The sequence below is a fragment of the Phyllobacterium zundukense genome (assembly GCF_002764115.1).
GTDB lineage: Bacteria > Pseudomonadota > Alphaproteobacteria > Rhizobiales > Rhizobiaceae > Phyllobacterium > Phyllobacterium zundukense.
This window is the reverse complement of the sequence record NZ_CP017943.1, coordinates 400,242-413,546: the sequence shown is the minus strand read 5'-3', so window position 1 is coordinate 413,546 and position 13,305 is coordinate 400,242. Positions and strand designations below refer to the sequence as shown.

Below are 13,305 nucleotides of genomic sequence, written 5' to 3'. Positions count from 1 at the left end.
ATTGTAAGAAAAGTCCTGCTTCCGCTCCCTCCCAGGGCAACTTGGCTGTCGTCGAACGAGCTTCGGCGGCAGCCTTTTTTTCTAGCGACCTCGAATTTCGAAGCCCTAATTGCATGTTCCATAAACTATGTTGTGCGATATGTTATAACGTTACGAACTGCCATCTCGGGTTGAAAGGAGCCTTGTCCAAGGCAAAAAATTATGCAGCACGTAGAGTCCCATCGATCCGGTTCAACGACCCTCGCTCCGCTGCGGAACGAGGTGTTTCGTTCGATCTGGACGGCCTCACAAATATCCAGTCTCGGGTGGCTCGTGCAAACGGTTGCCATCAGTTGGCTGATGGCGACCATTTCGGCGTCCGATCTGATGGTTGCACTGGTGCAGGGCGCGTCGACGTTGCCGGTGTTCTTCCTGTCGATCCTTGCCGGCGCCATCGCCGACAATTTCAGCCGCCGATGGGTGATGTTTGCGGGACACTGCCTGTTGGCGTTGGCGTCAACGACGCTGATGATTTCAGTCTACCTGGGATTTGTCAGTCCCTGGCTCATCCTCGGACTGGGTTTCCTCGCCGGCTGCGGCTTCGCGCTAAATGATCCGGCCTGGCACGCTTCCGTTGGCGATATCCTGCACAAGCGCGACATTCCGGCCGCGGTGACGCTGATGTCGGTCGGATACAACATCGTACGCAGCGTTGGTCCGGCTTTGGGCGGCGTGATCCTGGCCTTCTTCGGACCGCTCACCGCTTTCGCCCTGGCCGCGTTGTGCGATCTGACGCCGCTTGGCGTTATTTGGCGCACCAAATGGCACGTTCGCGCTTCGCCTCTGCCGCGTGAGAAAATGACGACGGCTATTCATGACGGGCTGCGCTTCACGGCAATGTCCTTCGAGATTAGGTCAGCGGTCGCCCGTGCGACCCTGTTCGGGTTGGCCAGCATCTCCATCCTGGCGCTGCTTCCTCTCATTGTGCGTGACCAACTCACAAGCGGGCCAATCGTCTACGGCATTCTGTTGGCCGGCTTCGGCGCGGGGGCGTTTATCGCCGGCATGAGCAACAGCTTCCTCCGACGGATCATGTCGCAAAACAAGTTGGTGGCGGTCGCCTCTGTTGCCTGTGCAGCATGCTGCCTTTGCCTTGCCCTGACATCGTCGGTCGCCGTGGCGGCTTTTGCGCTGGCACTCGGGGGTGCGGGCTGGCTCATCACCTGGACGGGCATCGACGTCTCGGTGCAGTTGGCCAGCCCAAGGTGGGTTGTCGGTCGCACGCTCTCGATCTATTACGCCTTGAGCGCCGGCGGCATGGCTGCCGGCAGCTGGGTCTGGGGAACCGTCGCGCAGAACCACTCCCTGACCTGGGCTCTGGAGGGCGCTGCGGGGGCTCTGTTGCTGGTCGCGGCAGCGGGAATACTGTTCCCGGTGCGCCCGTGGGAAGAAGCCGACCAGGAAAGTTCGGATTTTCAGCCGCCGGAACTGGCACTCAATCTGAAGCCCAGGAGTGGCCCGATCGGTGTCAAGATCGAGTACTCCATATCCGAAGCTAACACCGAGGCGTTTCTGGGCTGCATGCGCGCCAGGCGGCACGTTCAAAGCCGCGCCGGTGCACGAAACTGGACCCTCCAGCGAAACCTGCAAACGCCGTCTGTTTGGACGGAGACATTCCGCACGCCAACCTGGATGGACTTTCTTCGCTTGAACCATCGGCTTACCGCCGCGGATAAGGACGTCGTCCAGCATCTCCAGGCCCTGCATGATGGAGAGCTTCCTCCGCAGACGGTGCTTTCGATCGAGCGGACGACGGATGCAGCCCGCAGCCGTGCCCAGCCAATCGAAGTCGTTTCACGGCCCCTGAGGTGATGTCAGTATGAAGCCATTCACCGATGAACAGCGATGCTTGCACCGGGCTTTCTGGCCCATAAGTCCGGCGAATATCACCTCGACCGCGGCCGATCGGGGTCGGCCCACAACTCCTGACCTGCGTACGGCAGTACCCCTTGCCGCGCAGGCCCACTCGGATGCCGTTGAATCTGTTCCAACGGCAGCCGCTTTTTCTCGGCGCGTTCGGGCCGCGCTGATTTTAAATAGATTTTCTTTCCAGTTCGCCTCCCAAGGCAACGTGGCTGTCGTCGAACCTGTTTCGACGGCAGCCACGTCTCACCGCATTGCGGGAGGGTTCGGCGAAGTGGCAACGGGAACCGATGCACCGAAACGGAGCCAGCGATGATGATCGCGACCATACGTTTCGCAAAAGTGCGCATCGTGGCGGACGCGCCCGCTGGTGAGCAGCCATAGCAGGGAGTGAACATGGTATTTCGATTGAAAGAGCGCCTCGGCAAGAGGTTCGAAGAGGAAGTGCAATTCTTCAAAGGCTGGCAAAAAGACAAGAAGGGCGTCGGCGCCCTGATCCCCACTTCGATCCATACGGCGCGTCGAATGGCGAGCGTGATCAACCCGCGTTCGGGGCTGCCGGTTCTGGAGCTCGGCGCGGGAACTGGCGTCATTACCAAGGCGATCCTGGAGAGAGGCATCAAACCTTGCGAGTTGGTTTCGGTCGAATACTCCCAGGATTTCTACGACGGCCTGACGCAACGCTTTCCGGAGGTGGATTTCCGGTTGGGCGACGCCTTCGCGCTCGATGGCGTTCTGGGTGATCGCAAAGGCGAACAATTCGATTGTGTCGTCAGCGCAGTGCCAATGTTGAGCTTTCCGATGGAACAGCGCGTTGGCCTGCTTGAGGATCTGCTTGCCCGCATACCTGCCGGCCGACCCGTCATTCAGATAACCTATGGACCTCTGTCACCGGTGATCAAGATGCCCGACCGCTACGTGGTTTCCCACTATGACTTCGTCGTCCGCAACATACCGCCGGCGCAGCTCTGGACCTATCGGCGAGCGGTCTAAGCACATCTGGTAAACGAGAAAGAACGTGTTCACGGAGAAATCGAATGCAGAATTGGCTGGACAAGCTCACCGATCTCGCCGCCATTCCCGGCGATGAACGCATCGTAAAACACGGGCTTGCGAAATTCACCGAGGAGATGGGATTTGCGGGCTATGCATATGTCAACATCCTATCAAGTTACACCCACATCGTTTCAAACTATGGGCCAGAGTGGCAGTCCGAATATGCCGAACAGCACTATTTCGAGATCGACCCTGTCGTTCGACGCGCGAGGGCGCTGAAAGGGGCCTTTACATGGAGCGGTGAACGGGAGAGGGCACAATTGTCGAAGGACGAGCGCTCATTCTATGCGCACGCGGCCGATTTCGGCATTCGCTCCGGCGTGACTATCCCCATCAGAGCCGCGCATGGCACGCTTGCGATCTTCACGCTTGCCTCGGAGAGACCGGAGAGCGACCTCCAACATGGGTTGGACCCGTTGGCCGCCGCTGCTGCGGTCGGACAGTTGCATGCCCGCATCAGCTTTACGGATCTGGCACCGACGGTTCCGCAGCCTGAATTTTTCGATTCCAGGGCAGCCAACTATCTTTACTGGCTCTCCGAAGGCAAGACAAAGCGGGAAGTGGCAGACATCGAGAACGTCTCATATGACAGCGTGCGGGCAAAGCTTCGATTGGCGAGCAAGTACCTCGAAACCGGGAATACGATGCACCTTGTCTCGACCGCCATTCGCAAGGGGCTGATCTGAGACTCAGTTCGCCGGCACCTTTGGGATATAGCCGAGTATGTTGATCAGTGTGTTCGTCGTATACATTTGGGCGTGCATCTCCATGCAGGCCCTGATGTAATCGAGATGCTGCGCACTGCCGATCATCTCTGGAATCTTGTCCGTCTCGGGCAATGCCTGGAAGAGGTGATCAGCCTTGTCGACCAGTATCCGGTGGGTTCGAATGGCTTCTACGGTCAGAATTTCCAACTGGGGCTTGGGAAGCCCCTGCGTGAGCCCGAAGAGGGCGCGAATTTCGGGTTTCGATTGCAACGCGGCTGTTTCCGATCCCATTTCATTCTCCGGCTTGTCCGCGGTGCGCCCCCGCAAACGTTAATCCCTTAACCCAAGCCGGGGGTTGGAAACTGTCGTAGACAGTCCTGCGACCTTTAGCACCGGGGCACCTGGACATACGTCACAGGCCCCCGGCCAAATGGTCAGAGGATTCTGGCGCCGTTTCGGACGGCGCCAACCGCTACGAGAGGTTTCCACACCCCGGGACAGCGCGTACTGTCCTAACCGCCCTTATAGAGGGCGGAAGTTGTTTTCGCCAGTGCAAACAGGCGGATAATTGCCGTCGACACACTGCAAATCTGGATTGCTCTCACGCTCATTTTGCCCCGATGCCCGAGAGATCGACACGGATGCCGGCCTTATTGGGATCGCCGTCGCGGGCGGGATCCTCGGCCGGTTCGCTCTGTTCTTCATCACTGGGCTTTTCCGACTTGCCGGCATCATTCTTCACTGGTTCTTGACCGCCGGGCTCATCCGCCTCGATCTCGCCCGGGTCTGGCGTGCGAAACACCGCCGTTCCCTCGAAATATCCGGTCTGCCACGCGATGATCGCGTCATCGAGCACCTCAGGCAACACATCCTTTCCGGTGGGATTGCCGTACCACTTGGTGACAACCCGAAAGACCTTGGCGAAGAGCGCCGTGCCCATGCGCAAGTTCTTGCACGAGTCGACCAGGTCCGGCTTCAGATCGCCTGTCTCCATGACGCCGAGACCGGCCGGATATTGGGTGATCCCGACACGAATGGAGTTGCGGCCGATATGTTTGCGGATGAGTTCCATCGCTTCGTCCGGTGTCGTCGGCTTCGGCACGAGCACGACCCGGTTTCCGGACCGGACCGTGACGGCGAGCGGATCCTCGGACCCAGCGCGGGCGATAAAGGCCTCGACGATCGCGGGCCTCAGGGCAGGATCGGAGCATTTGTGAATGAGGGCGGCGTCGATCATTGCTGTCTCCTGTATTCACGTGTTGAAGGCCATGACGACGGGCAGGCCGAAGAGTTTTGCCCAGGCGGTGACGCTCGCCTTCTGGATCGCGATGATGGCGGTGCCTGACGTCCACCAGCCATTGCCGGAGGCGACGATGACGTCGGGGGAATGCAGCATCGATTGCAGGACCGGCCAGAGGAGGAGCTGCTCGTAGCAGATCAGCGGTGCGATCCTCGCGCGATCGAGTTCGACCACCGGATTGGCAAAGAAATGCGCACGCGCGCCGCCGCCCTGGCCCGTCCAGGCCTGCCACGGTCGCCACATGGAGACCGGCACCGGCATGCGTTCGCGATAAAGAATACGCGCCTCGTCGGCGGAGATCGCCATCATGACGTTGTCGTAGCCGTCCGCGTCGATCACGGCGGCGCCGGCAACCACGGTGATGTCAGATCCGCGTAAGCCCTCTTGCCAGAGACGGGCGACGGTCGGCGTCCAGAAGCCAAGGGCGCTCTCGGGAAGGACGATGGTGCGGATGCCGGCACTTGATTTTCCGCGAACTGTGGCAATCAGGACTCGGTGGCGAGGCAATGTTGTGTCGCGCCCAAGGCTCTCTCCCATTTCGAGATCGACGCCCTTCCATCTCTCCGGTAGGGTGGGTTCTGTCCACGTTGCGGCGGACCAGAGCCAGAAGCCTGTCAGGACAATGGCCGCAGCCGGCCATAGCCTCGTTGTCAAGGCGAGGAGGCCGGCTATCGCCGCAATGACACCCCACCATCCCCAGCCCGGAAACAGGATGCCAGCCGCCGTCAGCGGGTGTGCCCAGCCGACGACGCCGAACGGCGGCAGCCCCGTCAGCGTCAGCGCGAGCAAATAGCGCGCCGCTATCTTCCACATCGCTTGCCCCTTTCCCGGTTGCCCTGGCCAGCCCGCCGCATGCACCGCGACGAAGCCAAGCGACGCGACCAGCCAGAGCAGCAGGCCGGGCCAGAGATCGGCGGCGTAGAAGTTCGCAACACCCTGCGGCAGGCCGCGCGAGGAGCCAAGGAAATAACCGGCCGACACAGCAGCTGCAGTGAGCCGCGAGTGTGACTGCGCCCAGATCAGTGGGAAGAACATCGCGACCGGCAGGGTGAGCGCATGGCCACTCCAGCCGATCCAGCCACAGACGATGGAACCGAGGATCAGGAGCGGCGATTGGAAGCGATCAGGGACCGAAGGTGAACACCGGCCAGGCGAGGCCAAGTAGGCCCGCGTCGGGGACCGGTCCAAAATATCGGGAGTCATAGGAGCTCTCAAAACTGGAGTGAAGATAGAGATATCCCGGCGGCACGATGCCGCCGGCAAAAGGAGCGATTGCCCTGCCGTCACCATCCGTGTGCCGGAGGCGCAAATTCGGCAGGGACTGGCCGTCGATGACGACATCGGCGCCAATTTCGACACGCTGGCCCGGGAGTGCTGCTACGGTTTTGATCAGCGGCGCAACGCCGCCATCGCAAAGTCCGCGGCGCAGATAGCCTCGTGTTAGCGCTTGCCTGAACTGCTCCGTCGGCGGCAGGCAGATGAAGACCAGATCGCCGGTCCTGACCGGCCGGTCCAACTGGACGATCCTCCAGAGACCGAGCGGTTCGCTCGGGGTCAGGTTTAGCCGGTACCCGCCGAAGAACCCGATGATGGCCACGCCGCTCATGACGATGCCGGCGGCGACGAGAGCGACGAGGATGCCACGCGCCTTCATTGCTTCAGCGCCGGCGTCTGGCGCTGTGACAGGCGCAAATCCTCTGCCTGCTTCAACGACACCACCGTCCGTTCGTGCGCCGCGAGCTGCTGGGCGGTGCGCAGGATCGGCCAGGCGTCCCTTAAGCGCTGCTTCTCCTCCGGCTTCAGGCCATCCGCGAGCTTGTCGAACAGCTTGCCCGACGGTTCTCGCGCGGCATTGGTGAGCAGGGTGCGCTCGCCGAACCGCTCGCCGACAGCCTTGTTGAAACCGTCAATTTCGATCTTGGTCTCACGATTGCTGAGCGCATATCCGAGTGCCGCCGGCAGATCGTTCCGGTCGATCGCATCGCGCACCCGTTCCAGCACGCTGCGTGCGGCAGGCGACAGCGCCGGAATGTCGATCGACACGCGCTGCCGCAGCGCCTTTTCGTCCGCTTCAAGCCGCTGCACCGCCGCCTCCCGCATCTGGAGATAGCGCTCGATGTCGCGCTTCAGCGCCGGCACGTTGACGTTGGCGGCGCGGCGGGCTTCACGATCAGACTTGCTGGCGAGAAGACCGGTCTTGCCGTTGAGTGGACCGATCGATACCGGATTGACGGCGAGCTTCTGAAGCGTCTGCGACGCCGCTCGGCCGTCGGTCAGGACCGCATCGAAGTTCATCGCCCGGAAGGCGGTCTCGGGATCGGCGAAAACGTAACGGAACCGTGTCGAGACCTCCTCCCATTGCGTCTTGAGGGCGGGATCGGCCGCGAGCTTCTGCTCGACGGTGTCGCTTAAGGGTATGGGGAACAGCTTTACGCCTGATACCATCGGACGGGCCTCCTTTTTCGTGTCCATCTTTGGGATTTGCAGCAGGCCGAGGCGCGTCCCCGCCGCACGAAGGCGGACCGCAAGATCGGCGAGTTTCGAGCTCTGGCGCAGCGTCCAGTCGAGCCGGTCGCGCAGCAGCGTGCGGGCGACCTGGACGACGTGCAGGCCGCGGTTTTCCGCGAAACGAAGCGCCTGGCGGTAGAGCGTGCCGCGCTCGTAATCGAGCGTGGTTTCCTTGGGCCGTGCGCGCGACAGAATCTTTTCGAGGCCGCCGTTGATGGCGAAGGACCGGGTTCCGTAATAGAGCTGCAGATCCTCGCGATGGCGGGTCATCGCGACATAGGTCAGATGCCGATCAAGCGAGAGCGATGCGAGCACCTTCACGCAATCGACAGTCGCGCCCTGGCTCTTATGAATCGTGGTGGCATAGCCATGGTCGAGGTTGTTGTAGAAGCGCTGCTCGACTACGACCTGACGGCGCTGATCGCCCTCGCCAACCACGGCGACGATGCGGTTTTGAGAGGCTTCAACGACCTTCGCCAACATGCCGTTCTTGACGCCGAGCGAGCCGTCGTTCTTCAGGAAGACGATCTGGTCGCCGGCGTCGAACCGGCGCATGCCGTCTGCCGTCAGGAAGCTCTCGCCCTCGCCAACGATGCCGCGCTCGACCAGCCTCGTTCGAGCCATCTCGTTGAGCAGGCGGACATCGCGGCGCAGATGCGCGAGGATGAGCGTGGTCTTTGACGCATCGTAGTCGCGGTTCCAGTCAGCGATGAGGGTCTCGATTGCCTCTGCCTTCAGTTCCGAACCGAGCACCTTGCCCTCGGTGCGATAGGCGGCGAGCGCCTGACCAAGGTTACCACGCGCCAGATCGAGCGAAGCCTCGCGCATCCATGTCTCACGCTGGCGATAGATGGTCTCAAGTTCCGCATAACCGATCCGGTCGACGATGGCGCGAAACGCGGCGCCCGCCTCGATCGGCTGGAGCTGCTCCGGATCGCCGACCAGCACCAGCTTGGCGCCTGTCCTGACGACAGCCTCGACGAAACCGGCCATCTGCCTGGAGGCCACCATGCCGGCCTCGTCCATGACGAACACGGTTCGCGCGTCGAGCGCGTCACGGCCCTGTTTCCAGCGCAGTTCCCACGACGCCAGCGTCCGACTCTGGATACCGGCCTCCTTCTCCAGACCCTCGGCGGCCTTGCCGGCAAGAGCTGCGCCGACCACGCGGTATCCGGCAAGTTCCCATGCCTCGCGGGCCGCCTTCATCATCGTGGTCTTGCCAGCGCCGGCGCGGCCGACGACAGCGGCGATGCGGGCGGAACCCATGACATGTTCGATGGCCGCTCGCTGTTCATCGGAAAGCCGCGTATGGCGCGCAAACGTCGTCTGGAGAACTTCCTTCTGAACGCCATGCGATGATCGTCCGGAGAGCCAGATGGCGCGCGCGGCCATCTCCGCTTCAAGCCGGATCAGTTCGCGCGTCGTGTATCGCGCCGGCACCTTTTCTCCGGTTGCGAACGCCACCGTGTCACGCTGCAGGCGAAGCACGTCCGGGCTCTGAAGAATGCGGGCCAGGAGCTGATGGAAGATGCCGGGATCATCGACATAGCGATGCAGCACCTTGGCTACATCGCGTTCGTCGAAGACGCTTTTCTCGCGAGCAACGAGATCGAGGACGATTTCCGGACGGGCCGGAATGCGGCGCAGGTTCTTAAGCCGTACCGCCTCCTGCAGATCGAGCCGCTCCAGCGACGGCTTCCATCCTTCCGCTTTCGCCTTGCGCTCGATCGCCTTGGCGCCAACGCCGACATGGATCGTCGGCACGAGCTCAATGCCCTGCTTCTCGTAGGATCGGCCATCGACCTGCAGCGCGATCCCGTTGAGCGCCAGATGATGGTTCTGCCGTTCGAACCAGCCTTCGCGAAACGCGTTGAAGTCTTGGGTGTCGCCGGCCCAGAGCTGGTAGACTTGTCTACCGGTCTTGTTTCGCAGCGGCTGGCCATCTTCGCCGATGACCGCGATCTTCTTGGCGCCGAAACCGTCTTCGGTCAGCGGTCGCAACGTGGTCATCAGGTGGATGTGCGGATTGCCGGGATTGTCATGGTAAACCCAGTCGGCAACCATGCCCTTCGAGAGGATGTGTCGTTCCACGAAGTCGCGGACGAGCACGATGTTTTGTTCGACTGAAAGCTCCAGCGGCAGGGCAACGGTGAGGTCCTTGGCGAGCTGCGCGTCGACACGTTTCTCGAAGGCCTCGACCTTGTTCCAGAAGGCTTCGGACGCGCCCGAAGTCGACCGGTCGGCGATCAGCGTCCGGGCCCAGTCCGGCGCATCGGCAGGCAGCGAAAAATCCTCGTGGATGAGCCCCTCCTTCCTGGTGTAGTCGATGGTACGGGCCTCGCGTTCGTAGTCCATCTTCGCGCAGTGCCGGTAAGCCGCCGATAGCACGGCACTGCGGCCGTTGCCGCGGCTGACGATGCTGACGGAGAAATGGGCGATGGCCACGGCGTGAATTCTTTCCCGGTTGCAACATGATCTCAACAGGTTCGTCGGGAGCGGCGGCCCCGCCAGGCCAGGGTGCAAAGCAGGACGTCGCGCAAGCGACGTATAATTGCGCCCTTGGATCCGCTCCTTCGGAACGGCGGGATCATCTCTCAAAGTGTCGGCTTTGCCGACGTGCAAATCTGCACCTTTCCCTGATGGGTCATCCGGGAGAGTCTGGCGCTGCTGACGCAACGCCAACTCGAAGAGGAGCGAAATCCGGAAATGAAGAAGCCGTCATCGAAGATCAGGGAAGAGATCGCACGCCTGCAGGACCAGCTGAAGCAGGCCGAGACACGCGAGGCCGAGCGGATCGGACGCATCGCGTTGAAGGCTGGCCTGGGCGAATTCGAGATCGATGAGACCGAGCTTCAGGCGGCATTCGAGGAGATCGCCGGGCGGTTTCGCGGAGGCAAGGGACCAGCGACCGGAAGAAAAAATGCCGGTGATGGGAAAGCCGGCAGCACATCGGCCGCGAAGGACGAGGCTGGCGCGGCTCAAAGCAGCACTGGCGAGGCTTGAGCGGATGCGCCGGATGACGTCGAACGATGCCCGCAAGAAAGACACGCGGGAAAAAATCGAGCTCGGCGGCCTGATCGTCAAGGCCGGCCTGCGCTACGAAAAAAGGGCGCTGCTGCTCGGCCTGCTGATCGACACCGGGAAACGGATCAAGGGCGACGAGGCGGAGCGGTCTCGCCTGACCGCCATCGGCGCGGAGGCTTTTCGCCATGACGGTGAATAGGCTCGTGCTAGCCATCATGCCGGCGACGCTGATGATCACCGCTGCGATCTTCGTGCCGGGCATCGAGCATTGGCTGGCAGCCTTCGGAAAGACGGCGCAGGCGAAGCTGATGCTCGGCCGGATCGGCCTTGCCCTGCCCTATTTAATAGTGGCCGCGATCGGCGTGATCTTTCTCTTCGCTGCCAATGGTGCTGCGCACATCAAGGCAGCAGGCTGGAGCGTCGTGGCGGGCGGCGCGGCAACAATCCTGATCGCTGTGACGCGCGAAGCGATCCGTCTTTCTGGCATCGCCGGCAATGTCCCAGCAGGACAGTCCGTGCTCGGATACGCGGACCCCGCAACGATGCTCGGCGCCTCCGCCACGTTGTTCGCCGGCGTGTTCGCACTTCGCGTCGGGCTTCGCGGTAACGCCGCTTTTGCCAAGTCAGCGCCGCGCCGTATCCATGGCAAGCGCGCGGTCCATGGAGAGGCCGACTGGATGGGCATGACGGAGGCCGCAAAGATGTTTCCGGATGCGGGCGGCATCGTCATGGGCGAGCGCTATCGTGTCGACCGCGACAGCGTGATGGCTGTGTCGTTCCGGGCCGACGCGCAGGAGACATGGGGTGCGGGCGGCAAAGCGCCGCTGCTTTGCTTCGACGGCTCGTTCGGTTCGTCGCACGGCATCGTCTTCGCCGGGTCCGGCGGCTTCAAGACGACGTCGGTGACCATCCCGACCGCGCTCAAATGGGGCGGCGGGCTCATCGTGCTCGACCCGTCGAGCGAGGTCGCGCCGATGGTGGTCGATCATCGACGAAAAGCTGGCCGCAAGGTGATCGTGCTGGATCCTTCCAGCCCCGCGACCGGTTTCAACGCGCTCGACTGGATCGGCCGCTTCGGCGGCACAAAAGAAGAAGACATCGTCGCGGTCGCGACATGGATCATGACCGACAACGCCCGGGCCGCCTCGGCGCGCGACGACTTCTTCCGCGCCTCCGCCATGCAGCTCCTGACCGCGTTGATCGCCGATGTTTGCCTCTCCGGTCACACGGCTGAGAGCGAACAGACGCTGCGGCAAGTGCGTAAGAATCTCTCCGAGCCCGAGCCGCAGTTGCGCCAGCGCTTGCAGGAGATCTACGACAATTCGAACTCGGATTTCGTCAAGGAGAATGTCGCGGCCTTCGTCAACATGACGCCCGAAACCTTCTCCGGCGTCTATGCCAATGCCGTTAAGGAGACCCACTGGCTTTCCTACCCGAACTATGCCGCGCTGGTGTCGGGAACGACGTTTTCGACGAGCAATCTCGCCGCGGGCAACACGGACGTATTCATCAATATCGACCTCAAGGCGCTTGAGACGCATGCGGGGCTCGCACGCGTCATCATCGGCGCCTTCCTCAACGCGATCTACAATCGCGACGGCGCGATGCAGGGCAGGGCGCTCTTCCTCCTCGATGAGGTGGCGAGGCTCGGTTACATGCGGATCCTGGAGACGGCGCGCGACGCCGGTCGCAAGTATGGCATCACGCTTATCATGATCTATCAGTCGATCGGCCAGATGCGCGAGACCTATGGCGGTCGCGATGCCGCCAGCAAGTGGTTCGAGAGCGCGAGCTGGATCTCGTTTGCCGCGATCAACGATCCCGAAACCGCGGACTACATCTCGCGCCGCTGCGGCATGACGACGGTCGAGATCGACCAGGTCAGTCGCAGTTTCCAGGCGAAAGGCTCCTCGCGCACGCGATCGAAACAGCTCGCCGCGCGGCCGCTGATCCAGCCGCATGAAGTCCTTCGCATGCGGGCCGACGAACAGATCGTCTTCACCGCAGGTAACGCGCCGCTCAGATGCGGTCGCGCGATCTGGTTCCGGCGCGCAGACATGAAAGCATGCGTCGGCGCGAACAGGTTTCAATCGGAGAAAACATGATAGGGTCTGTAGGTATCACTCTTTTGGGGGTTGTAGTCGCACGCCTCGCTTCACGCTGAGATACATCGCAGCGAAATGGTGTGGGGGATGATTGGGACGCCACCCCGGAACATCAATTGAGCCCATACCATGTACCACGGGACCGGCACCGTGTAGTTTCAGATGACTCCGCTCCGTCATCGCTTTCATGTGATCCTTGATCGTATTGGGCTGGTGCCCGTAGCGCGGGCTGTTTCCATTACCGTGACGCGCCCCATTTCCAGCCAATAAGCATTGGCGGCTTGCGAGCTACTCATCACTACCATGAATCAATTGCGCCTAACCGATTCATAAGTGTCGTTGGACGCAAGGACGAAGATCAACGATTCTGGTCCCGTGATCTTGCAACCTTACCATCTCTATATCGAACGCACCGATGCCTCAAGGAACATGGCACGTTACTATGCCATGTCGATCGAACCCAATCTGTTTGGCGACATCTGTCTCTTGCGCAAGTGGGGCCGCATCGGATCGAACGGGCAAATGATGGTCCATCATTTCGGCCGGGAAGACGAGGCGGTTGGGCTATTTCTCGATCTCCTCCGGCAGAAACGAAAGCGCGGCTATCGCCCTCGGGCTGTGAAAGCGACATGAGAAAGGCCCATGGGTGTCTCTGGCGACGCAACTATCGCGCCTGCGTAAGCGCAAATCCAGCATTTACGGC

12 protein-coding genes are annotated in these 13,305 nt (G+C 61.6%); 7 read left to right on the top strand and 5 right to left on the bottom strand.

Annotated features, from left to right (window positions below; genetic code table 11):
• Nucleotides 1-201: 201 nt before the first annotated feature.
• From BLM14_RS27665 to traR, 3 genes are all read left to right on the top strand, one after another.
• Nucleotides 202-1,851 (top strand): MFS transporter, encoded by a 1,650-nt coding sequence (locus BLM14_RS27665; protein ID WP_100003254.1) that lies wholly within the window; start codon nt 202-204, stop codon nt 1,849-1,851.
• Nucleotides 1,852-2,298: 447 nt separating this feature from the next.
• Complete coding sequence (pmtA, locus tag BLM14_RS27660) at nt 2,299-2,895, top strand: phospholipid N-methyltransferase PmtA (protein WP_100003253.1); 597 nt, start codon at nt 2,299-2,301, stop codon at nt 2,893-2,895.
• Nucleotides 2,896-2,939: 44 nt separating this feature from the next.
• Complete coding sequence (traR, locus tag BLM14_RS27655; RefSeq protein ID WP_100003252.1) at nt 2,940-3,644, top strand: autoinducer-binding transcriptional regulator TraR; 705 nt, start codon at nt 2,940-2,942, stop codon at nt 3,642-3,644.
• 3 nt (nt 3,645-3,647) lie between these two features.
• Here traR and BLM14_RS27650 read toward each other — a convergent pair whose 3' ends face one another.
• The 5 genes from BLM14_RS27650 to traA form a co-directional block, all read right to left on the bottom strand.
• On the bottom strand, nt 3,648-3,956 hold the full coding sequence (locus BLM14_RS27650; protein WP_100003251.1) for a transcriptional repressor TraM: 309 nt from the start codon (nt 3,954-3,956) through the stop codon (nt 3,648-3,650).
• Nucleotides 3,957-4,272: 316 nt separating this feature from the next.
• Nucleotides 4,273-4,902: a TraH family protein gene (locus tag BLM14_RS27645; RefSeq protein ID WP_100003250.1), complete on the bottom strand. Its 630-nt coding sequence runs from the start codon at nt 4,900-4,902 to the stop codon at nt 4,273-4,275.
• A 15-nt stretch (nt 4,903-4,917) separates the two neighbouring features.
• Nucleotides 4,918-6,168, bottom strand: coding sequence for a conjugal transfer protein TraB (locus BLM14_RS27640; protein WP_100003249.1), 1,251 nt, complete (start codon nt 6,166-6,168; stop codon nt 4,918-4,920).
• Nucleotides 6,089-6,619: a conjugative transfer signal peptidase TraF gene (gene traF, locus BLM14_RS27635; RefSeq protein ID WP_100003248.1), complete on the bottom strand. Its 531-nt coding sequence runs from the start codon at nt 6,617-6,619 to the stop codon at nt 6,089-6,091. The genes BLM14_RS27640 and traF overlap by 80 nt, the downstream gene beginning before the upstream one ends.
• Complete coding sequence (gene traA, locus BLM14_RS27630; protein ID WP_100003247.1) at nt 6,616-9,918, bottom strand: Ti-type conjugative transfer relaxase TraA; 3,303 nt, start codon at nt 9,916-9,918, stop codon at nt 6,616-6,618. Before traA ends, traF begins: the two co-directional genes overlap by 4 nt.
• A gap of 261 nt (nt 9,919-10,179) precedes the next feature.
• Here traA and traC point away from each other — a divergent pair, with 261 nt between their 5' ends.
• From traC to BLM14_RS27610, 4 genes are all read left to right on the top strand, one after another.
• Nucleotides 10,180-10,476 (top strand): conjugal transfer protein TraC, encoded by a 297-nt coding sequence (gene traC, locus BLM14_RS27625; protein ID WP_100003246.1) that lies wholly within the window; start codon nt 10,180-10,182, stop codon nt 10,474-10,476.
• A 4-nt stretch (nt 10,477-10,480) separates the two neighbouring features.
• Nucleotides 10,481-10,696, top strand: a complete 216-nt coding sequence (gene traD / locus BLM14_RS27620; protein WP_162293265.1) for a type IV conjugative transfer system coupling protein TraD — start codon at nt 10,481-10,483, stop codon at nt 10,694-10,696.
• Complete coding sequence (gene traG, locus BLM14_RS27615; protein WP_100003244.1) at nt 10,683-12,602, top strand: Ti-type conjugative transfer system protein TraG; 1,920 nt, start codon at nt 10,683-10,685, stop codon at nt 12,600-12,602. Before traD ends, traG begins: the two co-directional genes overlap by 14 nt.
• 375 nt (nt 12,603-12,977) lie before the next feature.
• Entirely contained in the window at nt 12,978-13,235 is a 258-nt protein-coding gene (locus BLM14_RS27610; RefSeq protein WP_100003422.1) for a WGR domain-containing protein, read from the top strand.
• The last annotated feature ends 70 nt before the right edge of the window (nt 13,236-13,305 follow it).

Excerpts from the sequence above, each read along its gene's own strand:
- BLM14_RS27665 (WP_100003254.1), top strand. The coding sequence starts at position 202 with ATGCAGCACGTAGAGTCCCATCGATCCGGTTCAACGACCCTCGCTCCG.
- pmtA (WP_100003253.1), top strand. The coding sequence starts at position 2,299 with ATGGTATTTCGATTGAAAGAGCGCCTCGGCAAGAGGTTCGAAGAGGAA.
- traR (WP_100003252.1), top strand. The coding sequence starts at position 2,940 with ATGCAGAATTGGCTGGACAAGCTCACCGATCTCGCCGCCATTCCCGGC.
- BLM14_RS27650 (WP_100003251.1), bottom strand. The coding sequence starts at position 3,956 with ATGGGATCGGAAACAGCCGCGTTGCAATCGAAACCCGAAATTCGCGCC.
- BLM14_RS27645 (WP_100003250.1), bottom strand. The coding sequence starts at position 4,902 with ATGATCGACGCCGCCCTCATTCACAAATGCTCCGATCCTGCCCTGAGG.
- BLM14_RS27640 (WP_100003249.1), bottom strand. The coding sequence starts at position 6,168 with ATGACTCCCGATATTTTGGACCGGTCCCCGACGCGGGCCTACTTGGCC.
- traF (WP_100003248.1), bottom strand. The coding sequence starts at position 6,619 with ATGAAGGCGCGTGGCATCCTCGTCGCTCTCGTCGCCGCCGGCATCGTC.
- traC (WP_100003246.1), top strand. The coding sequence starts at position 10,180 with ATGAAGAAGCCGTCATCGAAGATCAGGGAAGAGATCGCACGCCTGCAG.
- traD (WP_162293265.1), top strand. The coding sequence starts at position 10,481 with ATGCGCCGGATGACGTCGAACGATGCCCGCAAGAAAGACACGCGGGAA.
- traG (WP_100003244.1), top strand. The coding sequence starts at position 10,683 with ATGACGGTGAATAGGCTCGTGCTAGCCATCATGCCGGCGACGCTGATG.